Consider the following 22,261-nt stretch of genomic DNA (forward strand, 5'->3'; position numbering starts at 1 on the left):
AGTACTGACGAGTACTAGGATGCCAGAGTTTCTACCCGAGATTCTTATCTTTGTACTTAAGGAAAACTCGGCGTGCGTCCTCGAGTTGGGCCGGCGCCCGCTTGACGAAGTGTGGATGGTCGTGCCTGCCGAGTACCCAGAGGGTGATGGTCATCATCCGAACCACTCCGAAGTGGTCGATCATCGCCTCAATCTCCGGTATCAACTCCCTCTCAGACCGATACCCCTCAAGTACTAACTCGCGAGAATTCACATCAGGGTAGAAGCGCTCTAGAGGGCCCAAGGTGACGGCCAAATCGTAGGCGAGGTAGCCGAAGGCGGCATCGTCGAAGTCGATTGGGAGGGCTTTGACTTCGGTCCCACTGCCTTGAAACACTACATTTCGATAGTGAAGGTCAGCATGAATCAGCGAAAACGTAGACGGGGTTTTGCCGTGCAAAGCGATGCGGCTGCGCAACGCCTCCTGGGTATCCTCAAACAGGTTGCGCAATTCTGCAGGCACCAACTCAAGGCTTCCGCCCATTACCGGCTCGTCTCCGAAGAGACCGTCCATGTCCAAGACTTTGCGCTCAAACCCCTCAGGCGGCTCAAAGCCAGCTGCTTGCTCATGAAGCGTCGCAAGTGTCCTCCCGGTGGCTCTAAACATGTCGTCGGTGACTCGCCGCCCCATCATTCGGCCTTTGACCCACTGAGTGCACGTTATGATCCGTTCTTCTTGAGCAGGGCCGCTGGATTTGGCTATCCAGTCTCCGTCTACACTCATCTGCGGCACGGGTGCACCGATACCCGATGCGTTGAGCGCCAAGAGCCAGAGGAGTTCTGAGCGAATGGTGGACTCGGTTTGGTAGCCGGGGCGATGGATCCGAATCAAGAATTCGCCGTCGTTCCCCTTGAGGCGCCACGTGGTGTTTTCGCCGTGATGGATGAAAGAGAGCTTGCCGCTCAGTCCAAACGCACCAACCCCCGCTTGTGCCGTGCGCCTCAGCGCCCGGACTTGCCCTAGGTATGAACCACTCATGGCCGCTAAAGTTCCCGCGTTGAGATGAGATCGAGCATGTAGCGGCAACGGGGCTCCGCGTGATTGAGCCACGCGTCCAACAAGGGCGCGCGCTCGGGAAACTCCTGAGCTTCCTCCAATAGAATCTGGGCAATCGCTTCATCGCAAAGAATCCGGGTAAGCCGCTCGGCATGAAGCATGGCGAAGCCAAAGTCACGCTTCGGGTCCCATTCGGTCTTGAAAGGTTCAAGCCACTGGCTCAGCGGTTTATCCTTGATGGTCTTGAACTTGTCGGCGGCTGTTTTTTGCACAATTTGTTGTTGCGCCATGAGACTAAAGACCTCAATTTTTGCCACGCGTTTGACCATCGGGTCTTTGGCGGAGACCGAGCGCCAGCGCGCCTGCGCGAGCTTTCGGACGAACTCCTGCGGCGCCTTGATGATGGCGCCGATTGTGTCCTTCATGGCCATGAGGGACTGAATCTGGCTCGTGCCCTCGTAAATAGGCATCACCATCGCGTCTCGCAAAAGCTTCTCGGCCCCGTACTCCCGTGTATAGCCCGCGCCTCCGTGGATCTGAACGCAGCGCTGAGCAAACGCTACGGCACACTCGGCTGAAAGGTACTTGAAGAGTGGCGTAATCTTGCGCGCGCTGGCCTTATGAAACTTCATGCGGCGCTCGTTTTTCTTGCGCTCCTCAGCTGGCATCTGCGGGTTTTTCATGGCCTGGATTTTCAACCTGAAGCTCATCTCCTCGTGGAAAGATGCCTCGTACCCAAGCGAGCGCAAAGCGCGCGTGGTGGTCTCCATCTCTTCGAGGTAGTCGGCGATCATCTCGTGTTTATCGATGGTCTTTCCAAACGCACGGCGCTCGGCCGCGTACTCCTTGGCGAGCCGAGTTGCGGCCTCGCAGATGGCCACGCCTTCGAATCCAACGCCAATACGTGCGTTATTCATGAGCAAAAGCATTTGCAAAAAGCCTTCGCCGCGTTTGCCGATCAGCTCGGCCGGGGCCCGCTCAAAGCTAATCGAACAGGTGGGAGAGGCGTGATGCCCGAGCTTCTCTTCCAGACGGTCGATCACCGCATAACGTGTGCGGGTGCCGTCTTCGTGGTCGTCATAGGCTTTGACCATGAAGGTTGAAAGGCCTTCGAGACCAGAGTCTACGCCTTCCGATTTTGCGATGACGATATGGTACTTGGCGTGTCCCGAGGTGATGAAAATTTTCTGGCCGGTGATCCACCATTTGCCGTCTTCGTCTACCTCGGCGAGGCACCTGAGCGCGGCCATATCGCTGCCTGCGTCGGGTTCTGTGATGTCCATCGCTCCCCAAGCATTGCCGCTCAGAATTTCGCGAATTTCCTTCTCAAAGCGTGTGGACTTGATGGCGCTATTCTCAAAGACGGTACTTCCTTCGCTCATCGAATAGACAAGCATCGCCATCGCGATCCCGTAGTGAAAGCTGTGGTGGGTCATCATCGAGACATCGGCTCGCGCGAAGATCTCGGCAATCGCCATCGTAAGCACGTGTGGCGCGTTCATTCCGCCTAGCTCTCGTGGCACGCCGAGGCCGTGGATCTCTAACCCTTTGATAGCCTCGAAAATCTCCAAAAACTCCGGTGGATGAACGACTTCACCGTTTTCCAGATACGGGTCTTGGGCGTCAATCTTAGCCGCCTTGGGCGCGATTTCTTCGGCGATGAACTCACCTACCAAGTTCAGAACATCGTCAAAGAAAGCCTTGGCTTCTTCAAGGTTTTGGTGCCCATCAGGCTGTGTAAAACCATCTTCGGCGAGCTCGACCAGAGTCTTCCAGTCGATTCGCTTTTTGATATGGAATTGGAGGTCTTGGTTGTCGGTGTAGAAATTGGCCATGGTGCCGCTGGGGTCGAAAGTTCGGACCTCGTTTTGACCCTCCGTGTGGGCCAAGTCAACCCAGAGTTGCCAGAGAGTTTATTTGTCCTGAAACTCAGCTCGCACTTCGGCCATTACGCGCTCTCGTAGTGCACGGAATTCTGCGTCGTCAATGTGTCCGGAGCCGTCAAGGTCGTGCGCCTCGGCCCATCCTGCCTGCCCGGTGATTTGGTCGATTCGGCGGGCCACCTCGGCCAAAATAGCAGCTTCGGGATTCTCGGCCGGGTCGAAATCTGGCGTGCTCAATTTCCTCCAGCCCGGCTCACGCAAAGTTCCAACCGGGCTCATCTGGCTAATCACGGCGCGGAAAAAGCCGATTTCCCACGTTCCCTTCCAGATCTCCATCTCGCCCGTAGTTCGACGTCTGATTCGCATCGTGAGTTGTCCCGGAGTCCGTGAATGCCGTCCACTCGTGGGGTGGGACTCCACGGTTAACTCCAAGAGGTCCACGCCTTTGAGCGCGCACCATTCTTCAGAGACGCTGCGGATAGTCGCAGCGCCGATGCTCTGCTTGATGACCACGGAAACAATCGCGATAGTGAAAATGATCCCCAACCAAAGGAGCATACTTGGTTCCAAAACTCTTCCTCCACTAAGTATGCTTTTTGTATCAGGAAAAAGTGATGGTTGCACCCGCGGACGGCTCCCGTCCGCGGGTGCAACCCTCAATCATCGATTGATGAGCGACATATCGATGCATCGAAGGTCGACTGCGGTCAGGCGATTGTTCTGGAACGCACCCCAGAAGCCCTTGACGACTTCGTTGTTGGCGCACGTAGTCCGGAAGTCTCCGCCACCATTCCAGCCCGAAGGAGCTTGCGATCCGTTGCTTTCCGAGGAGAGGTTGAGAGTGGCGGGAGTCACGCTCGTCGTCAAGGTCCGTTGGACGCATACGGGCCCAATTCTATCGATTCGAGCACCACTGCGTCCGATGAACCCACGCATTGAGCTGTCTCCCGAGCAATTGAGGGTGTTGTCGGTAATCGTGTTCCATCCGCATCCTCCGTCGGGTCCCGGTGCAAAGCCAAGAATACTACCCTCCTCGCTCGAAGAGTTGACCGTTGTGTACGTAAATGGATTGTTGTTGGTGTTTACCGAGATGTTTGGGTCTGTGCAAATGGCGTGCACACCAAACACTCCGGTTTCACCTCCACAAAAGCCTGCCGGGATCTTCCCACGTACACGTATGCCGGACATGACCTTGTTTCCTGGGCATTCGAAGAGTTGCCATCCGGAACCGCTACCTTTCACGTCGTTGGCACTTCGGGCGTTGCGTACGTTGAAATCCACGGGACAGCCGTCGTCGATGACTCCGTCGCAGTTATTGTCGAGCCCTTCGCACACCTCAATCTTGTTCGGTGCTTGGTCAACCCCGGTGTAGAGGTGTCCATTCGAAGCCACCTGGCGCTGCGTCGTCGAATCATTGCAATCGCCACCATTGGAAGTTGGATATGTATTCTGCTCATTCGTTGTCATCGATGAGAAGCAGAAGTCAAAGCCACTTGTGTTGGGGCCATATCCGTCTCCATCGACATCCCTGTAGCGCCTAACTTTTCCGGTAGCAGCGTCGTGGACCTGTCCGTCGCAGTCGTCATCGTAAGGCGTATTGCAGGTTTCTGTGGCGCTCGGGTTCACCGACGCGTTGTTGTCGTCGCAGTCAGATTGGTTGAAGAGCGCTTCTGACCAGTTGTTCGGAATGATGGTGCAATAGGGAGTGCGCGAGTTAGGAGTGGGTGAGTAGCCATCGCCATCGCGATCGAAGTAGTAGGATTTTGCGTTGGTCCATGTATTTGGGGGATCATTTGCCAAACAGTTGTCGTCTGCAGCTGTTGAGCAGTCCTCCATTCGCCCAGGATTGATACTCGGATCGGAGTCATTGCAGTCGGTGTTGACCGTAGACCAGCTGCCGTTTGGACAAGCGGTAGGAGCGGTTTGTGGCTCAAAGCACCTCGACAACGCGCCTGGCTGAACGCCATATCCGTCGTTATCGCAATCGGGGTACCAAATCGGCGCGCCGACTGGAGGTACACCATTGGTCAGGTCGACCTGTCCGTCGCAGTTGTCGTCGAGACCGTTACACATTTCTACTTCAGGGTCTGCAGCGAGACATGTCCAACCTGCGACTCCGTCACATTGGGCGGTGCCGTTCGCACAAATCCCCTGTGCCGCGGCGTTGCAGTCGTTGGTGCCGTTTGAGTTGAACGTGATGCCTTCGTCGAAGTCACCATCGCAGTCGTTGTCGAGTCCGTCACACACTTCCGTGCCTCCGGGTCTCGCCTGGTCGCTGGTGTCATCACAATCGTCATCGTTGTCCACAAATCCGGCAGGAGGAAGGGCTGGGTCACAGGCGAACTGAGGAACGTTGGGGTCTCCAAAACCGTCACCATCTGAGTCCCGATAGTAAATGCGGCTCGTGTCGTCTACGGGTTGTTCACAGCCGTTTCGTGCATCGCCATCGCAGCTTGCGTGGGTCATCTCACAAATGGCTGTACAGACGCCTTGAACACAGCTGAGCGAGCCATTGAGCACATCGCCGGAGCACGTGTCTCCACAGGCCGTGCAGTGGTCATCTCCCCAAAGGGTGCTCGCGATCTGCTCCTCCGCATCTGAAAGACCGTTACAGTTGTAGTCGTTTTCCGGCGCGCAGAACTCTGGGAAGGCGTGACCTGGATTGACGGCGTCGTAATACACATCTGCGTTCAGGTCGTTACAATCCACAGGTGTCACGGGCTGCGCGGCACCGCCGCAACGTCCGGTTCCACGTCCGTCCCCATCGCGGTCCAAACATGCGGTACAGGTATCCACGATAGGCCTACAATACGAACCACCCGCGATATCAGCGCACTCGAAACCCGAAGGACATTCGCCCTCACATGCACCCAGGCAGGTTCCAGCCTCACCATCTGCAGCGGCTTCGCCGGTCAATGCGTCCCAACATACTGCAGAGCCCGCGCACGCCTCGCCGCCAACGCATGGAGCGCAAAAGCCGTCGTCTACATCAGGACTGAGTTGGAACGGAGGGCGGCAAATCGCGCCAAAAGGCACACCTGCCGTAAGTTCCGAAGGCGAAAGTTCCCCATCGAACGGCAGAGCCGGCGCAGGATTCGGATAGGGCGATTGACCCTCGAAGATCACCTGACACACATAAGGCTGAGGGTCAGGCGTGTTGCCGTTGACCGAGAGCTCCGAGCAGGACTCAGTGTTCACCGTACAGACCGAAGAGCACACGCCTTGTCCCTGAGCAAGCTCGGGGAAGATCTCGTTGAGAGGCACACGATCCCTGCCGTCTGCGTCAGGCCTGTTCAAAGGAATCTCAAGTACACAGGTCCCGAGTCCGACTGGGCAATCCGAGTCGAGTTCACAACTACGATAATTAACCAGAGTTCTGATTGCTGGACCCATGTCCGACGGCATGTCTTCGGAGACCATGTCGACCGGCAGGTCGGGCTCAGTAGTCATGTCCGGTGTGACCGTCATATCGGAAGTGTTATTATCCGCGGGCATATCCACGCCGGCATCGGGTCGATCCCCAATCACGGGCGTCTGAGGGTCAGAGCTACAGCCCCACACCACAGACGCAATGATTACTGCTTGGTACTTCTTCATTCGCATTGTCCTTCAGGGAATAGGTCTTGGTAGGAGTAGGTCACACGGATCTCGATATCCTCCAGGTTTGACCAATCGAGGTCGTTGTTCTCGCCGAGTGCCGTGTCGATGAGCACGGTGTACTGGGACGAGAGCGGGAGGCCTCTCAGTGTGGTGTTCTCACTACCATCGAGGAATGTGTTAATGCCTGCTACGGGCGAGATGCTACGGCCCTGAGACCGAAGATAGGTCACCGAACCAAATGAGGTGGTGCCTTCGCCAAACTGAGCTACGTAGTCGTCGATACCTGGCTGGCACGAACGAAGCTCGCCTGTTCCGTCATAGAGCAAGGAAACGGTCGGACGCGCATCTCCGAGCTCACCCACGAGCTTGATATCCACAGACTCGAGCTTGGCGTTGCACGTTGCGGCGAGGTTCGCAAAATCGCCCAAGTCCACGTAGAAACTAGCTGCCATGATATCGTCTTTTCGACGCATCAAGTCTCCGATGCTCTCGTCGGTGGTGTAGCGTGTTCGCTTGTCTACGGGGATGTAGCCACTCGCCATCAACTCGCGGAAGACAGCTGTTGGGTCCAAAATGGTGCCGTCCAAATCAGCTTGCGGAAGCGTGACCGAGAGGAAGTCCTTTCGAACCGAGAGTTCAGTCGTGAACGTATTGACGCTTCCACCACAGGCTGCCTGAAGATCCACGAGTTCGTCCGCGATCTCTTCGAGCTGGTAGGGGTTTCTTGCGAGCAAGATTTGAATACGCTGGTCCATGAACGGACGCACGGCGTAGTACTCAAGCGCAACCAGCCAATCCATCAATGAATCTTTGGCGTTCTCAAGCTCGTTTTCTGCGCGGGTGATGCGGTTCGCTCGTGCGAAGACTGCAGTTGGTGAGCCTACGATCAAGTTCACGTTCTGGCGTTGAAGAATGAGCTCACGAAGCTTCGCGTCCACGAGCTGAGCCCGCTGAACGATCGCCCCGTAGTCGAGCAAGCGCTGCTCGTATTGAAGCCTTGCTTGAGCAACACGAAGATTCATCCCTGCGGTCTTTGCGAGTTCTTCAAGGAGTTCAGCACGTCGGCGCTGGAGCTCAGTGCTGTCGCGAAGAAATGCGAGTCTGTTTTCGCGCTCTTGGACGGCGAGCTGCATGGCCTGTTGGATGAGCTCGCGCTCTGCTTCACTTTGAGCTCCGGAGAGCTCAGCAGCTTCCGCAAACTCGTCGAGTTGGAACCTGAATTCTTCGCCCTGAAGGTCAGATTCGGCCATCATTCCTTCAAGTGCAGCACTGGAATAGCGATCAACTTGTTCAGCTGCGAGTGAGAGAGACTGACTAGCCGTCTCAAGGGCAAATGCGCTTGCCCCGAGTGCCGCTGCGCTGTTTACGGCTGCAGCACCAACCGCGAGGCGAACCGCTGCGGATGGGATGTCTTCTGCACTTGTTGGCAGGCCGTCCTTGAATGCGTCGCCGGCTTGGAGGATGCCTTCAGCAGCGCCGTCAAGACCGGCCGCAATGCGACCCGTCGTAAGTGCGGCAATTTCAAGGCCCGTTTGGGTTGCTGCGGCTCCAAAGCGAATACCATTCCAGAGCTCGAGAGTGTCCCGTGATGAGTCCACGTAATCGACGCGTGCGGCAGCCCGTTCGGCCAAGTTCTCAGCAAGGCCAGCGATATCATCCTGACGGTTCTGAGCGATTTCAGAGAAGGCTTCAGACATCTCGGTGAGTTGTTCTGCGCGCAAGACTTGGCGCTCTCTCATCGTGTTGACGAACTGTTCGGTGAGCTGGTTTTTGATTTGCACTCGAGTCAAGAGCTCGCGGCGCTCTGCGTTTGCGATCCGAAGATTGTTTGCAGCGGCCAACATGGCCATCAGCGCGGAGCCGCCTTCGCTTGCAGCGAGGTCAGAAGAGCCGTAGTTGGTCGCGAAATTATCGGTGCCTTTGGTGTAGATAAATCCGCACTCGCCGCCATCGACGCGCACGACACACTCATCATCCACCAACACGTCATTGACCGTGCAACCTTGTGGCATGCCACAGAGACCGATCAGGTCCGATTTGATATCGTTGATCTCATTGTTGAGATTGTTGCGAAGTGTGGTCTCGTCGAGGCGCTGAGCCTCCTCGGTCTCAACCACTTCCACCACGGTGCTGAGTGCACTCGCGATATCTTCGCGTGCCTTGTCTTCAAGGTCGCCGAGCAGGGTCTGGTTGCTAACAGTCGGATCAACCGATGTCGCTACGGTGACTTCTGCATCGCGTGCGTAGATGAGTTGGTTGAAGCCTAGAGAAAGCCGCCCTAACTCGCGCTGAAGACCGCCAAAGCCCGAACCAATTCCTGCCGAGAGGAAGCCCGAGCCGCTTGCGAGGTTCAAGTTCTTGAGTACGCCAGCGAGGATATAAAGGTCGCGGGCGCGGCTCGCCACATACGCTGCTTTTTCTTCGCGCTTTGATGCTTCGGTGTAGAGCTCGTCCCAACGACGTGTCGCGATGGTCAAAGACTCGAGCGCGGTACGGAAACTCTGGTTCATCTCAAGGAGGAGTTCTCCGCGAGTCTCGATTCCAGCAGCCCCTTCCGGCTCACGAGTCAACGCGATCAGGCCAGCAGTATCGAACTGCCCCTTGAGCACATTGAAGTGAACATCGAGCACGTTCTCTTGCCATTCGTCGAGAAGTCGCTCGTTCAGATCGCGAACGAGGTTCGTGACCACGGCGGGATACGTTGAGGTGCGAAGCCACTCGAGGCGAGTCTCGGTGTCGGCGCGAAGTGAGCCAAACTGGGCTCCAAGGAAGGTTTCGCGCGTGGTCTCCTGGTACTGAAGCAGGAGGGGTGCGACAAAAACCGAATCGGATTCCTGGGTCCGGTAAGCAGAAGCGGTCAGCTGCCGGGCACAGACGACGTCTTCATTCGGCACACATCGGCCATTCGTTCCACTCGCGCACTCGTTCATGAACTGGGAGAATGGTATCCCGAGGTCGCCGCCATCGAGGTAGGTCTTGATTTGGGCAGTGGTCGTCTCACCACTCATTCCAGTCAATGCTACCGCGATGGCGCAGCTCGCCTGCGCGTCCGGAGTCGCAGCTTCAAAGTCGGCAGTGTCGACGATCCCAGCGCAAGTGTAGTCGATCTCATTTTGAGTGGCCGCAAAACCGCTCAGGTTCATGGTGCATACAGAGAGGTCTGGCGCAGGAACACCCTGAGTGTTCGGGGCCGGAAGTTCCGCATCCACATCGATCGTGCTCAGGTCCGAGGCGTTGCCGATCTTCGAAGCGAAGATAGAACCCTCGAAAATTACGTCTTCGCGGGTCAACACGCCGTTGAGCGAGCGTGCCTCGTAGAGGCCGGTCCAGATGTCGCGGAATTGCCCTACAACATCACCTTGCTCGTTGATTGTGATCTCAAAACGAATCTTGCGGTCGATTTGCTCAGCCGCGTCCGTGGTTAAAACCACGCCGTCTGTGAGGTCAAAGGCGCCGCGGAAATTGGCAACCCAGCTTTGCGTGAAGTCATCGAAAGTCAACGGTGCCGCCACCTTTTCGGGGGCCTCGCCGCGCGCTGGTGCGAAGACCTGGCTTTCGGCGATCGGCAGGACAACCCATGCGGTCTGGGCCTGAGTGAGAGTAGCACCCTCAGGCTCGGTCAAGATTTCAAAATCAATGGGAAGGCCTGCGCTTCCGAAGGTATTGATTCGCACCGAGCCGGAGTAAAGGCCTTCTGCCGAAGACTCGGGCAATAGCGCGATAGTCACTGAGCCTACGGCAGTGAGCAGCTCCACGCGTACGGGACCTGGGTCGGCGCCATCAGGAGAGGCATTACCGGCAGCAAGACTGAATGTGGCCTTGTTCCCGTTGACCCGCATTCTGCGAACCACCGATGAAGCAGCCTCATCGTCGTCTCGGCGTACCACGTACGCAATTCCCTCGGATGGCCCATTTCCGCTCAGGTCAAGCGTGATCTCGGCTTCGGTCTGGCCAGGTCGAATGTAGTGAACAGCCTCAGTGGTGGACGAAAGTCTCAGCCCAGGCAGCACCGGTGGTGCAGCGAATTCGCCTCCGGCTACGCAGCGACCGCGCTCGTCGCAGGTCTCTGATCCCTCGCACTCATCGTCGGTGGAGCAGCTCGCAGCACATAGACCTTGGAAACAATGCGTACCGGCCTGGCAGTCCAAGTCGAGCGCACACGCGTCTGCGGATGCCATGGTAAGGGCAGTTGGACCGCCGGCCACTGCTTCGTTTGGATCCGGAAGTTCAAGAGATATGCTCCCGGGAGCCGCAGAATCACCACAGGCCACGGCAAATGCCGCCGTAGCGAAAAGAACACCAATCTTCTTCATGTTATACCCTTCAGTTACTAGGTTGTGTGATATTTGCGGCGGAGAATGACACAAACAAAAAACGTAAAATAGTTGCTAATGGGTAGGGTTGGGGCCTGAACACCTACTCATTAGTAGGTGCGGCTTTTGTCCACATTTTTTTCTGGATGTGTTAAATACAAGACCGAATCCAGAAAGAGCAGTAGAAAATGGAATCAAAGATAGAATGGGAACGCGTCGAGCTTCTCTGGCGTGAATTTCTCGCCATTCCCATTAACTCTCCTGACATCATGCTTCAGTGGCTCTTGGAAGAGCTTAAGTCTTTGTGCCGAGCGCAACAATCGACCTGTGTGTTGTGTTTAAATGACATGAGTCCATCATTGAGGCGCAATGATCCGAGGTTAGGCTGGCGCGCGGTGGCGTGGGTCCCGAGTGCGACAAATCCTTTCCAAGATATGACTTATGCGAAGCGTTGGGCGGAGGACCCTTCAAACGTTGCGGATAATGAATGCTACCTCGGGTTTGTCAGGGATGCTGGTACTACGCGTTCATTCATCATGGACGACGTCATGCCCGGAGCAACGCCTGAAGAGGCCCGGAAAGACGGCCTTTATCGCTACTATCAGGTTCAGGACAGACTCGTAGGCATCCATGCCATTTCTCCCAAAATCGAGGTCTATTTCTATCTCGACCGGGAGAGCGACGAGCGGTTCGGAACGCTCGAGCGCGACCAACTCCAATACATCCTTGAAGGACTTGGGCCCTTTTGTCGACGACTGGCTTTTAGTTATGGCCTACTCAATGGGCAAACGAAGCTTTCGCCGCGCGAACGTGAGACCTTCCTCTTTCTTCTCGGTGATAAGAGTGAGAAGGAAATTGCTGCGGAGATGGGGCTTTCGCTGCGCTCAGCGCATCAAAACGTCGTAGCGGTCTACCGAAAACTTGGCTTCTCGAGCCGCGCCTCACTCATGTCGAGCTGGATGGACCTTCAAGGCGGTTCGTGAAGTGATGGCTGGTATCGCGCCACCAAAAGAATTAGCATGCGTCATCCAATCTTGGAGTTGTCCATGCGCTACCTCTTAATCGCCTTTCTCTTCATCACCTCGTGTTCAGGGGACACGTCTTCTCCGCCCCCGGCTACGCTCTCAATTCAGGTGCCCGAAGACCAGGCGATCATCGGGTCAACACGCGTTGAAGTCAGAGGGAGTGCCACCGGGGTTGCCTCGGTCGAAGTCAACGGAGACGTGGTTGATGTGGTGGGTGGTGAGTGGAGTACCGTGCTCAACGCGAGCGACGGGCCACTCGATATCGAAGTGGTCGCCGGCGCCCTAGAAGAGTCTCGCAGTGTTACTGTAGATGCCACGGCACCCCTGCTGGTTTTGGAGTCTCCTGAGCGCGGCTTCTACCGGGACCTCGCTGAGGGAGACTCAATCCTAGTGAAGGGAAGGGTCGAAGACGCGACGACTGGAATCGAGTCGGTTTTTCTAGGTGGGCAAAGCGTTGTGCTCGGCCCCGATGGTAGCTTTGAAACCGAAGTGCTCTTGCGAGAAGGCCTCAACGATATCTCGATCAGCGCCGTGGACCGAGCTGGCAATGAGTCGACGTCTTTGCGGGGAGGAATCGCGGGGTCATTCGCAACGCCTACTGAGACAGTCGGTCGCGCGTTCAGAGTTTTTGTTCAGCGCGAGGCGCTCAACACGCTTGAGACCGTAATCGAAGAGACAGTGACTCCAGAGCTTGTCACGAGCTTTGTGACCGCGAACTTCATGAACGAAAACGTGGCTGTCGACACCATTACGTTTGACCCTATTGACCTTGAGGTCAACACGTCCACCGGCGCACTTTCTGTGACTCTGAACGTGGCGAATGTCGCGGTGGCTGGCTCATTCACCATTTCTGACGACGTCTACCCGACGACCATCGAAGTCGTGCAAATGGGCGTGACTTTGCCATTGAGCGTCTCGGCCACAGATGATGGTGGCTTGAGCCTTTCGTTTGGCACAGCGGTGCTCGATCTCGAAGACGAAGACTTGCGATTCAACATCGCCGGGCTCACCCAAGACGACGCAAATTTCCTGCGCAATGTGATGAGGCAGGTGGTTGAATACGCGTTCGCAAATTTCTTGAGTGACCAGGTCTTTGATCAACTCTTTGATCCCAATGTCCTGATTCGTCGAATCGAGGTTTTCGACCGAGTCATAACCTTTGAGCTCAAGTTTGAAACGGTTCAGGTGTTTGGCGACGGCATCCTCGTGGAACTCAGTGTGACCATGCCCGACGAAGAGTTCGAAGAGGTACGAGACGTGCCGGGCGCACTCAATCGAATCCCAGGCAATCCGAATGGTCCGGTGTCCGAGAATGACTTGTTGTTTACCACCACACATCAGGCGCTCGACCGAATTTTCCACGGTGTCTGGCGAAGCGGTCTCCTGCACCAAACCTTCGACCAGGAGCGGTTTGCCGGGTTTGAACTCCCTATTGAGCTGACGGTTGCCGAACTGGGGCTCGTGTTGGGCTCCGAGGTCAACCAGCTCGCCCCTGCTGGAACGCCCTTGGCGCTTCGATTACGCCCGCTTCTACCTCCCGTGGTGGACCTCACTCAGGATTCACGCATTTCCCTCGCGCTCAGTGAAACCATGGTGGATTTGGTCCTGCAGCCTAGCGGTGGTGAGGAGATTGTGGTGGCTTCGATCGCAGCGTTCCTAGAGCTTGATGTGCTTTTGGAACTCGATGGTGTGGAGGTTCTCGTTGGGTTTGAAACCAACGTACGCGCCGATTTGGATTCGGAGGCTGTTGATTTTGATGACCGCGCTATTGAAGGGCTCTTGACGGATATTTTGACCCTTGTGCCCGATGTACTGGCACAGTCGCTGAGGCTTCGGGGTGAGGCTGATGTAGAATGGGTTATCTTGAATAACCCGGGGATCGAGCTTCATGGGGACGGAGCCTACGTCACCCTCTCCACGGCGATGACTCCCAATCCTGACGGATTCACGTTAGACCTGTAGACGCCATCTTTTTTCTGGGCTCCCGAATGCGCCAGTCTTGGTCAAAATTTATCTTCGTGTCGTGTGTTCTCGCCGCGTGCTCTGAACCCGTCACCGTTGAATCAACTGATTCCACGCCAGATTTGGGAGTGTCAGACATGGCGGACATGGATCCGGCAGACACTTCCTCAGACATGGACAGCTGTGGCACCAAACTCTTTGGGACGCCGGCTCCGAACACTGGCTTGAGCTCTGACCAATGTGGTCCGACGTGTGGATGCCCCGGGCTCGAGAAAGTTGGCACGATTCCCACTCCAGAGATGATTGCCAATGTGGGTTCCTTTGAGTTGAACGCGCCTTTTGAGGAGATTCTCGAAGACCCGTACCAGATGCCAGCGCCCGACCCCGCGCCCGAAGGGACCGTTTGTGCCGCGCTCATCGAGGGAACGAGTTACTCCCTCCAAACCTTTTCAAGCACTGAAGTTGCCCTTTCCGACGGCTACATAGTGACCCATTTCGGCGCCTGTGGGGCGTGCTCACCGCTCCAAGACCTCGCGGTCTATATGGAGAACCCAGACCTGACGACGCCTGTGCGGGAATGTGGATTGAAGTCCATTTCGGATGGCGAAGAGGCAGCTCGTGAATGCATCCGAGACCTCGGCTTCACCGAGCCCTGCGCGCAAATCTGGTTCTACAACACTCGCCACACGCGCCAGGAATGTCTCGAACCCTGCCTTCTGAACCTGAACGCGCCTTATCACGAAGAAGATGGATCGTTGAACGAATGTATCCTCTGTGACGAGGTCAAGAGTGGTGATGTGTTTAAGGCAGTGGCAGGCCGCACCCGCAGAAATACTGGACTTCCATCCGCCCTTTGCCGGCCTTGTCAAGAAGTCTCAGTCTTGGAACATCAGTACTAGAGCGGTAGGTTCACCGAGAACACGCGTTTTTGGACTGGACGTCTGACAACCACCACTTCGCGTTGTGGAGCCCTGCGGTGTCTTTGATGAACGCGCTCCCTTTGCATCCTCTTGTGTCGTTGATGAACTCGCTTCGCGCGCTTCTTCTCAACGTGTTTGACTACGGTGGTTGTTTCAACCACGCGCCCATGTGAATGGGTTGTGGTCGTTGTGGTCACGGTCTTCGTCACCGATTTTGGTTTGGCCATCGCGGACCCGGTGCTCATCAAAAGGGCAAGGGCGCTAAAGAAGATGATTGCTGTGATTCTGGACTTCATTGTTCTACTCCGTGTTTTGGGCGGCTCTTTCCGCCTTCAAAGGAGTCAAACGACCAAAGTCTTAACCGAATCTGAAGTGAGCTAACTTTTCCAAAACAATTTCTTCCAGGAACTCAAAATAGAGGTCGATGTAATTCGAACCATCCTCATTCGGAGTCAGAAGCCACGGATTCATGAGGGTGTGACGAAGCACCAAGAGCGATTCGTCTCCAGGGGCCGGCGCGTCGAGCCCTAGTAATTTATGGGCCTCGTGGGTTCGAGGGCCATAGTGTTCCTCCACGAGCCTTGTTGACGACACGATGAACGACCGGTTCTGAATCGGCCCATCTTGGACCGGTCCAAGCTTCTTCAAGAGCTCCTTTCCAAAGGCGTTGGCGACCTTCAGGTCGCGATTGCCGGTGGGGTTGAGGGCAAAGCAGGCGATATTCGTATCAGGCTCAAAGGGCATAGCCAGAACCACCTTGTCCGCCATTCGAGCCGCCCATGCTTGGGCGACGTCCCAAAAATACTCACAGGAATGGATGGAGTTGCCGATGATTTTTCCAAACCCTTTGTGGTTCAGAGGAATGACTCGATGTGTGATATAAGCGCTGGCCACAGTGGAGCCGGGCTTCGAGCCCTCCATGATATATTGTCCGAGTTTTCGGAAGCGGGAATCATCCGCAGACTCGCCGTCAAAGACGTAGGCGGCATCTTGTCGGACGAACTCAACGATATCTCGATTCCGAGCGATATACGCGCCTGCGGGGTATGGTATGAACGCGAGTTTATGCGGGTCGATCGTAGCTGAGTCGGTCTTGGATGTGGCATCAAACGCGTTGTATACCTCGGCGCTCGGAAAGTACTTAAACTCTGCCTTGAGCTCCGCATGTGGCCTGAGCGTGCCATCTTCCGCCTTGAAGAGGCTTCGAAGGTAGCCACCCCACGCCGCGTCGAGGTGGATCCCGAATTCCTGTCCACGCAAACGGCACGTCTGTCGCGCCGCTACCACGCCGTCTACAGGGTCGATGGCGCCAAACTCCGTGGTTCCGAGCACCGGCACCACCAAAAGGACGGTGTCTTTAGCGTCATGAGCGTAATCGAGGAGCTGCTGCAAGGATTCGAGCTCCATTCGCATATCCATGTCCACCGCGATCATGTCTAAGTTGGAGGTACCGAGACCCATGAGTTTCATGGCTTTTTCCCATGAATAGTGGGCGCTCGCAGGAACCATAACTCTAAGGCGACCGAGCTCTGGATGGCGTCTTTGAAACTCGGTAAGTCCAAGGGTTTCGTATCGTTGAGCGTCAACGAGATCCGCCCAATTTTGGATGCCCAATTCTTGAGCGCTCTTGTGGGCAGCCGCGCGAATGTCGAGGGCTTCTTCGACGCTCATATTTGCAAGCCGGCGCGGGGAGATGTCTCGGATGAGCTGGCCCTCCCATTTGAGATCGGCGTCTAGCTCACGGGCAGCTTCGCCAAGCGCCACGGGGAAAAGTCTTGCCGCCATCAGGTTCTTGAGTCCTTCGTAGTTGGCGATGGTGCCGCCCGATGTCATATGGCCAAACGCCTTGATGGGCCCGGAGAGGCTGTAGCCCAGCATTTCGGCTAGCTGTTCTCCGACTTCGAGCTCCTTTTCGATGGTGGCTGGGCTCGCGTCTTCGCTCACATGGTTGGGGTTGTAAAGAAGCGTCGCGATACGTGCGACCACACCTGGGATGAGCAAGTCGCTCGCCATGTGTCCAATATAGCGAGGGCTAAAAAAGGGAATCGCCGCCTTGAGGTCCGCGCTCAGACGGTACATCTCGGACTTCAGCAAGGCCACGAACTCCTGATACTCTGGCGTGAATTGAGCTGCGGTCGGGATGGGCGGCTGGGACTCCGGATGAAAGTTGCGGCGCCAGTACATGTGATCGCGCATCGCCTCGTTGACAAGGTCCTCAACAAGTTGGTGGTTTTCACCGTATGCGCCTAGAAACCAGGGATAAAAATCTTTCATAAGTGTATTTGCGTAGAGGAGGGCTTTGTCCTCTTCAGTTGAGTAGTGGGAAAGCGAGTATTTCAAATCTTAGAACAACTGACCTGATCGGAATTTCCCCCAAATTAATCAGAGCAATTATCGTTCCTAGATCCCATAGCCCGCATGTTAGGGGGAACGCGACCCGGCCAAGGTTTCCATGAGCAAGAAATTGCACCTTCAGGAATATTATCCGCATCTTTTTCGCTACAGGGGACCCTTTGGAATTTTATGAAAAACTACATCCTACCCATTGCACTACTCGCCGTCTTTTCTCTTGGTGCGTGTTCTTCGACTGAAGAAGAAGCTGCACCGAAAGGCAAAGGACCTTCAGCAGCCAAGGTGACCACGGTCCCCATTGAGCGAGATTCACTCTTTGAAGAGCGTCGCTTCATGGGAGATGTCACCAATGCTGAATCCACCGTTCTAGCCGCCGGAGGCTCTGGCGAGGTGATCCGAGTGACGGTGGCCGAAGGTGATCAGGTCAAACGTGGACAAGTGCTCGCGCAGCTCGATGATTCAATCCTGCGTGCGAGACTCGCTGAGCTCCAAGCCGGGCTCTCACAATCGGATGCTCAGCTAGAGCAAGCGATTCGCGACGCCGACCGACTCAAAAACCTAAGCGGTCAAGGGTATTTCCCTTCTGCCGAAGTCGAGCAGGTCACTACTCGAAAAACGACGCTAGAGGCCGCCAAGCAAGGCCAAGACGCTGGGATTAGGCGTCTGCGCGAAGAAATCGCACAGATGCGCATCACTGCGCCCTTTGATGGAGTGGTCTCCAAGAGGCATATCGCTCCCGGGCAATGGCTTAGTGTGGGGCAACCGGCCATTGAGCTCGCGTCTGAGGGCGTGCAGGAGGTCCATGTTCGCGTGCCTGGAACACTTCTGGACGTGCTCAGTGAGACCACAGAAGTCGTTGTTTCCCGCGGCGAGTACGAAGTCAAAGGAAGTATTGCGGGAGTAGCTGGGGCTGTAGATGTGCGCTCCAGAACGGCACTCCTGCGCGTGGTCCCCGAAGCGGCCCCTGAGTGGCTTCGAGAGGGCCTTGCCGTAGACGCTCTTCTGCGAATTGAGCGGGTGAACGAGGGCGTGGTCGTGCCCATTGATGCCGTTGTTTACTCGGTTTCTGGTGCACGTGTGTTTCTGGAGAAAGAGGGTAAGGCCGAACCGGTTGATGTGACCGTCGTCGCTCAAAACTCCGACGAAGTCTTGGTGTCTTCCGAGCGACTCGAAGTCGGCCAGAAGGTTGTCACTCGTGGCAATGAGCGCCTCCGACCCGGACAAGATTTGCAGGTGATGCAATGAGCTTTAATCCCGAGTCCGGAATCCTCTCGAAAGCCATTTCACGCCCGGTGAGCGTGGTATCCACTATGATTCTGGTGCTCTTCTTTGGAGGACTCGCCGTATTTCAACTTCCAATCCAGCTCACACCAGATATCGCGCGCCCCACGATCAACGTGGCCACGGTCTGGCCCGGCGCGTCTCCCGTAGAGGTCGAGAGCGAAATCCTTGAGCAGCAAGAAGATGTGCTCAAACGGGTGACAGGACTGCTAGAGATGGAGTCTACGGCGCGTCTCGGCCGCGGCGAGATTTCGCTCGAATTCGAGGTTGGAACCGATATTGACCAGGCCCTCGTACGCGTCTCAAATCAGCTCTCACAGGTTCCGTCCTACCCGGAGAATGTGGATCAACCCATCATCTCCAGCGCGAACTCTACCGGCCCACCGCTAGCCGTGATTATTGTGCGCTCGAATCATCCGTCGGTCTCAACTCAACCTTATAGAACGTGGGTGGAAGAGGTCATCGTGCCTGAGATTGAGCGCGTACCAGGTATTGCGAGCGTTCGACTCAGAGGCGGCGCACCCACCGAGGTGCAAGTTGACTTTGATGTAGACGCGCTCGCGGCGCGCGGAATCACGGTCAACCAACTCGCTCAGCGCGTGCGTGCCGAGCTCGCCGACGTATCTGCCGGTGATTTTAATGTTGGAAAACGCCGCGTGATTGTTCGCTCCAAGTTCAAACCTGGCGAGGCTACCGAGCTAGAGAAGATTGTGATTGCTTCTACCGCTGACGGGGTTCCCGTAAGGCTCTCGGACGTGGCCACCGTCAAGGTCGGCCCCGGCAAAATGCAGGATATCGCCATCGCCGATGGTGATGAGGCTATTGCGATCCTCCCGCAGCGTGAGGCTGGCTACAATGTGCTTGAGGTCACTGAACAATTGAGAGATGTGGTGATCAATCTCAATGACACTCGTTTTGAGCCCGAGGGGCTTAGAATTGACGTGGTTGACGACCAGGTTTCATACATTCGAGGCGCGATCGGTGTGGTTCAGGAAAACCTCATCGTCGGGGCTATTCTCGCGATCATCGTGCTGCTGATTTTCCTGCGCCGTTTTACGGCGGCCACCATCATCAGTCTTGCGATTCCTGTGTCTGTCTTGGGTACTGCCATAGGCATGGCAGCACTCGGCCGAACCATCAACGTCGTGAGCCTCGCCGGTATGACCTTCGCTATCGGTATGGTGATCGATAACTCCATCGTGGCACTTGAGAACATCGACTCGTGGAGTAAAAAAGTCTCGGATTCACGCGAGGCGGCGTGGAAAGGCATCAAAGAGGTGGCGGGGGCCCTGCTCGCCAGTACGGCCACGACCGCAGCGGTCTTCATCCCTATCATCTTGTGGCAAGGCGAAGTCGGCGAGATTCTACGCGACCTCGCTTACGCCATTGCGCTCTCTGTGACGATCTCGTTTGGCGTCTCTATCCTCATCATTCCGAGTCTTGCGGGCGTGTTGCTTAGGTCGTCTAAGAATGACCAACTCCCATTGCAAAGGCTTGCCGGTTGGGGCGAAGTAGTGCGCCAGTCGGTTGGTCGGGTTTCGAGTTGGCTCTCTCGAAAGTCGTGGCGCGCGGGCCTTGTCACGGGAATCGCCGTGGTGATGTCGGTTGGAGTAGCGTTTACGCTGCTTCCGAAAATGGAATACCTGCCTACCGGCAACAGGAATCTGATCTTTGGGATTATCTTGCCGCCGCCAGGCTACTCTGTGGAAGAGTCGTACGAGACTGGGTTCAAGAACCAGCAGACCATGATGAAACACACGGGTGAAGAAGATGTGGACGGCGTGCCAGCTATCCGGCGTTCTTTCTTCGTGGGAGACCCGTCGCAGTTCCTTGCGGGCGCAGCAACGCAAGACGAAAACCGTGTTGTTGAGCTGAGGGACTTCATGCAGAACCTGCACTCACAGATCCCGGGTGTCATCAACTTCGCGAGCCAGGCAGCGCTCTTTGCATCGGGTATCGGCGAAGGCCGTGCGGTAGAGATCGAACTCTCCGGGCCTGATTTGGCAGCACTCGTGGGGCTTGGACGCCGACTCATGGGAGAGGTGCAAAAGGCAGTTCCCGGTGCACGCGTGAGACCCGTTCCACTCTTGGACGAAGGGGCTCAGGAGATTCACGTCAAGCCGAGGCGTGACGAGGTGGCTGAGCTTGGTGTGACCTCGGCCGACTTGAGCTTTCTCGCCGATGTCTACATCGACGGCCGAAAGATTGGTGAATGGGGAAGAGAGGGGGAGCGCAAAGTCGATGTGAAGTTGCGCTCGCAAGCAGAGAACAACGCTACAGACTCTCTCAGAATGCTCCAGGATGCGCCTGTCGCGACGGCCACAGGCGAGACGGTTCCTTTCGGCGTGCTGGCGAGGATGGAGACGACGATCGGGCCCACGGTGATTCAGCGCGTGGAGCGCCGGCGTGCCGTTATTCTGCAGGTGACCCCACCGGACGATATGCCGTTCGAGACTGCAATTGAAGCAGTTCAAACCCAGATCGTTGAGCCGCTACTGGTGTCCGAAGATTTGCCGCCCGGCGTCAACGTGCAACTCTCAGGCACGGCCGGAAAACTCAAGGATGCCCAGCAACAATTCGGTTGGGTTCTTCTCTTCGCGTTGGTGATTTCGTTCCTACTTTTAGCCGCACTTTTTGAGGACTTCCTGGCGCCGGTCGTGGTGCTTGTGACCATTCCCTTGGCCGCAGCCGGTGGCGTCTTGGGGCTGATTTTCATCGACTGGGCAGTGACTGAACAGCCGCTCGATATCATGACCGCCGTCGGCTTCTTGATCCTCATAGGCGTGGTGGTCAATAACGCGATTCTGATTGTGGACGGCGCGATTGCGCGCCTTAGAGAGGGGGCTGAACTCGACGATGCCGTGTCCGAGGCCGTCATCAACCGCGTGCGCCCAATCTTCATGAGCACGCTCACCTCCCTTGCGGGTCTGCTACCTATGACCCTCGCGACCGGTGCGGGATCGGAGCTCTATCGCGGAGTTGGTGCCGTTCTCCTTGGCGGACTCCTTCTCTCCACATTTATGTCTCTCTTTGTTGTCCCGTGTCTCTTCTCGCTCATCTGGAGAATTCGGACGACGGCGTTGAGGGTCAAAGAGTTGGCGGCCGCCGAGTAGTGCCTCTGTGATTCATTGGTTTTTTGGGTTGAACTCAACTACACTTGTGAGAGTCCTCTTCAACTGGCAAAGCAGGCAAAACCATGATTCTTAACGCCCGAACGCTCGCTCCAGCACTTTTGACCACAAGCCTCGTTGGTGTGGCTCTGTTCGGTGCGTTAGAGAAACACCCAGGCCTAAAGGACGACGCCCTCAAAGAGGCCCTGCGCGCTGAGCGCCAGCATCAGCGGCTCGATCCAATCCGGGCCCGAGTAGCTCTCTATCTCAAAGTCGATAACGAAGACGGTTGGGTTTACGACCGCTACACGAAGACCAAAATCAAGGCAGGGAAGCCCCCGCTTCCCACGGAAATGTGGGTCGAGCAGACATGGCCAAGGCTACAAACGCCTCATCCTGACGCAAAGACCGACTTGCACCAACTCTTCCCAGTCGCGCCAAAAGCTAATGTCACAAGAGCCACATTCCCGTTCTGTGATGTGAAGTTTCCAGTGTGGTCTGAAGGGGGCTCGCGACTCGGAATTGGCAGCGGACGCAAAGTATGTTTTGAGCCGCCAGATGACCACAAAGGCGACGCCGCCCGAGCCATGTTCTACATATCCGTCATGTACAACGCCCCCATTGAGACCGAACAGGAAAAGGTACTCAGGGATTGGTCTCAAAGAGACCGCCCCGATGCGCGTGAGAAACGCCGCAACGACCGTGTGGAAAAGGCACAGAAGTCGAGGAATCCATTTATTGACGACCCTTCAATGGTCAAACGAATCTCGAACTTCTGA

At 56.1% G+C, this 22,261-nt stretch carries 13 protein-coding genes; 6 read left to right on the forward strand and 7 right to left on the reverse strand.

The annotated features are described in order from the left end of the window. Window positions 1–31: 31 nt before the first annotated feature. From FRD01_RS18165 to FRD01_RS18185, 5 genes are all read right to left on the reverse strand, one after another. Window positions 32–1,018, reverse strand: coding sequence for a phosphotransferase enzyme family protein (locus FRD01_RS18165; RefSeq protein ID WP_146962204.1), 987 nt, complete (start codon window positions 1,016–1,018; stop codon window positions 32–34). A 5-nt stretch (window positions 1,019–1,023) separates the two neighbouring features. Then, window positions 1,024–2,871: an acyl-CoA dehydrogenase family protein gene (locus tag FRD01_RS18170; RefSeq protein ID WP_146962207.1), complete on the reverse strand. Its 1,848-nt coding sequence runs from the start codon at window positions 2,869–2,871 to the stop codon at window positions 1,024–1,026. 78 nt (window positions 2,872–2,949) lie between these two features. Beyond that, window positions 2,950–3,477, reverse strand: coding sequence for a hypothetical protein (locus tag FRD01_RS18175; RefSeq protein WP_146962210.1), 528 nt, complete (start codon window positions 3,475–3,477; stop codon window positions 2,950–2,952). Window positions 3,478–3,579: 102 nt separating this feature from the next. Then, entirely contained in the window at window positions 3,580–6,516 is a 2,937-nt protein-coding gene (locus FRD01_RS18180; protein WP_249755726.1) for a putative metal-binding motif-containing protein, read from the reverse strand. Next, entirely contained in the window at window positions 6,513–10,832 is a 4,320-nt protein-coding gene (locus FRD01_RS18185) for a coiled-coil domain-containing protein (protein ID WP_146962216.1), read from the reverse strand. The genes FRD01_RS18180 and FRD01_RS18185 overlap by 4 nt, the downstream gene beginning before the upstream one ends. 188 nt (window positions 10,833–11,020) lie before the next feature. Between FRD01_RS18185 and FRD01_RS18190 the strand changes: the two genes are divergently transcribed. The 3 genes from FRD01_RS18190 to FRD01_RS18200 all read left to right on the forward strand — a co-directional run bounded on the left by FRD01_RS18190 (window position 11,021) and on the right by FRD01_RS18200 (window position 14,718). Then, window positions 11,021–11,815: a helix-turn-helix domain-containing protein gene (locus tag FRD01_RS18190; RefSeq protein WP_146962219.1), complete on the forward strand. Its 795-nt coding sequence runs from the start codon at window positions 11,021–11,023 to the stop codon at window positions 11,813–11,815. A 63-nt stretch (window positions 11,816–11,878) separates the two neighbouring features. Further along, entirely contained in the window at window positions 11,879–13,819 is a 1,941-nt protein-coding gene (locus FRD01_RS18195) for a hypothetical protein (protein ID WP_146962222.1), read from the forward strand. 137 nt (window positions 13,820–13,956) lie between these two features. Then, complete coding sequence (locus FRD01_RS18200) at window positions 13,957–14,718, forward strand: hypothetical protein (RefSeq protein WP_146962225.1); 762 nt, start codon at window positions 13,957–13,959, stop codon at window positions 14,716–14,718. Here the strand turns inward: FRD01_RS18200 and FRD01_RS18205 are convergent. After that, window positions 14,715–15,035 (reverse strand): hypothetical protein, encoded by a 321-nt coding sequence (locus FRD01_RS18205; RefSeq protein WP_146962228.1) that lies wholly within the window; start codon window positions 15,033–15,035, stop codon window positions 14,715–14,717. The two genes, FRD01_RS18200 and FRD01_RS18205, sit on opposite strands and share 4 nt — an antisense overlap. A gap of 61 nt (window positions 15,036–15,096) precedes the next feature. Then, complete coding sequence (locus FRD01_RS18210; protein WP_146962231.1) at window positions 15,097–17,013, reverse strand: pyridoxal phosphate-dependent decarboxylase family protein; 1,917 nt, start codon at window positions 17,011–17,013, stop codon at window positions 15,097–15,099. 249 nt (window positions 17,014–17,262) lie between these two features. On the opposite strand from FRD01_RS18210, the gene FRD01_RS18215 reads away from it, so the two are divergent. From FRD01_RS18215 to FRD01_RS18225, 3 genes are all read left to right on the forward strand, one after another. Beyond that, window positions 17,263–18,336, forward strand: coding sequence for an efflux RND transporter periplasmic adaptor subunit (locus tag FRD01_RS18215; protein WP_249755727.1), 1,074 nt, complete (start codon window positions 17,263–17,265; stop codon window positions 18,334–18,336). Then, complete coding sequence (locus tag FRD01_RS18220) at window positions 18,333–21,485, forward strand: efflux RND transporter permease subunit (RefSeq protein ID WP_146962237.1); 3,153 nt, start codon at window positions 18,333–18,335, stop codon at window positions 21,483–21,485. The genes FRD01_RS18215 and FRD01_RS18220 overlap by 4 nt, the downstream gene beginning before the upstream one ends. A gap of 83 nt (window positions 21,486–21,568) precedes the next feature. Next, a complete protein-coding gene (locus FRD01_RS18225) occupies window positions 21,569–22,261 on the forward strand; it encodes an endonuclease (RefSeq protein WP_146962240.1) in 693 nt (230 codons plus the stop codon).

Source organism: Microvenator marinus (assembly GCF_007993755.1).
Classification (GTDB): domain Bacteria; phylum Myxococcota_A; class Bradymonadia; order Bradymonadales; family Bradymonadaceae; genus Allomicrovenator; species Allomicrovenator marinus.

Bases quoted from the DNA above. Each gene is read 5' to 3' on its own strand.
- FRD01_RS18165 (WP_146962204.1), bottom strand. From the start codon at position 1,018: ATGAGTGGTTCATACCTAGGGCAAGTCCGGGCGCTGAGGCGCACGGCA.
- FRD01_RS18170 (WP_146962207.1), bottom strand. From the start codon at position 2,871: ATGGCCAATTTCTACACCGACAACCAAGACCTCCAATTCCATATCAAA.
- FRD01_RS18175 (WP_146962210.1), bottom strand. From the start codon at position 3,477: ATGCTCCTTTGGTTGGGGATCATTTTCACTATCGCGATTGTTTCCGTG.
- FRD01_RS18180 (WP_249755726.1), bottom strand. From the start codon at position 6,516: ATGAAGAAGTACCAAGCAGTAATCATTGCGTCTGTGGTGTGGGGCTGT.
- FRD01_RS18185 (WP_146962216.1), bottom strand. From the start codon at position 10,832: ATGAAGAAGATTGGTGTTCTTTTCGCTACGGCGGCATTTGCCGTGGCC.
- FRD01_RS18190 (WP_146962219.1), top strand. From the start codon at position 11,021: ATGGAATCAAAGATAGAATGGGAACGCGTCGAGCTTCTCTGGCGTGAA.
- FRD01_RS18195 (WP_146962222.1), top strand. From the start codon at position 11,879: ATGCGCTACCTCTTAATCGCCTTTCTCTTCATCACCTCGTGTTCAGGG.
- FRD01_RS18200 (WP_146962225.1), top strand. From the start codon at position 13,957: ATGGCGGACATGGATCCGGCAGACACTTCCTCAGACATGGACAGCTGT.
- FRD01_RS18205 (WP_146962228.1), bottom strand. From the start codon at position 15,035: ATGAAGTCCAGAATCACAGCAATCATCTTCTTTAGCGCCCTTGCCCTT.
- FRD01_RS18210 (WP_146962231.1), bottom strand. From the start codon at position 17,013: ATGAAAGATTTTTATCCCTGGTTTCTAGGCGCATACGGTGAAAACCAC.
- FRD01_RS18215 (WP_249755727.1), top strand. From the start codon at position 17,263: ATGAAAAACTACATCCTACCCATTGCACTACTCGCCGTCTTTTCTCTT.
- FRD01_RS18220 (WP_146962237.1), top strand. From the start codon at position 18,333: ATGAGCTTTAATCCCGAGTCCGGAATCCTCTCGAAAGCCATTTCACGC.
- FRD01_RS18225 (WP_146962240.1), top strand. From the start codon at position 21,569: ATGATTCTTAACGCCCGAACGCTCGCTCCAGCACTTTTGACCACAAGC.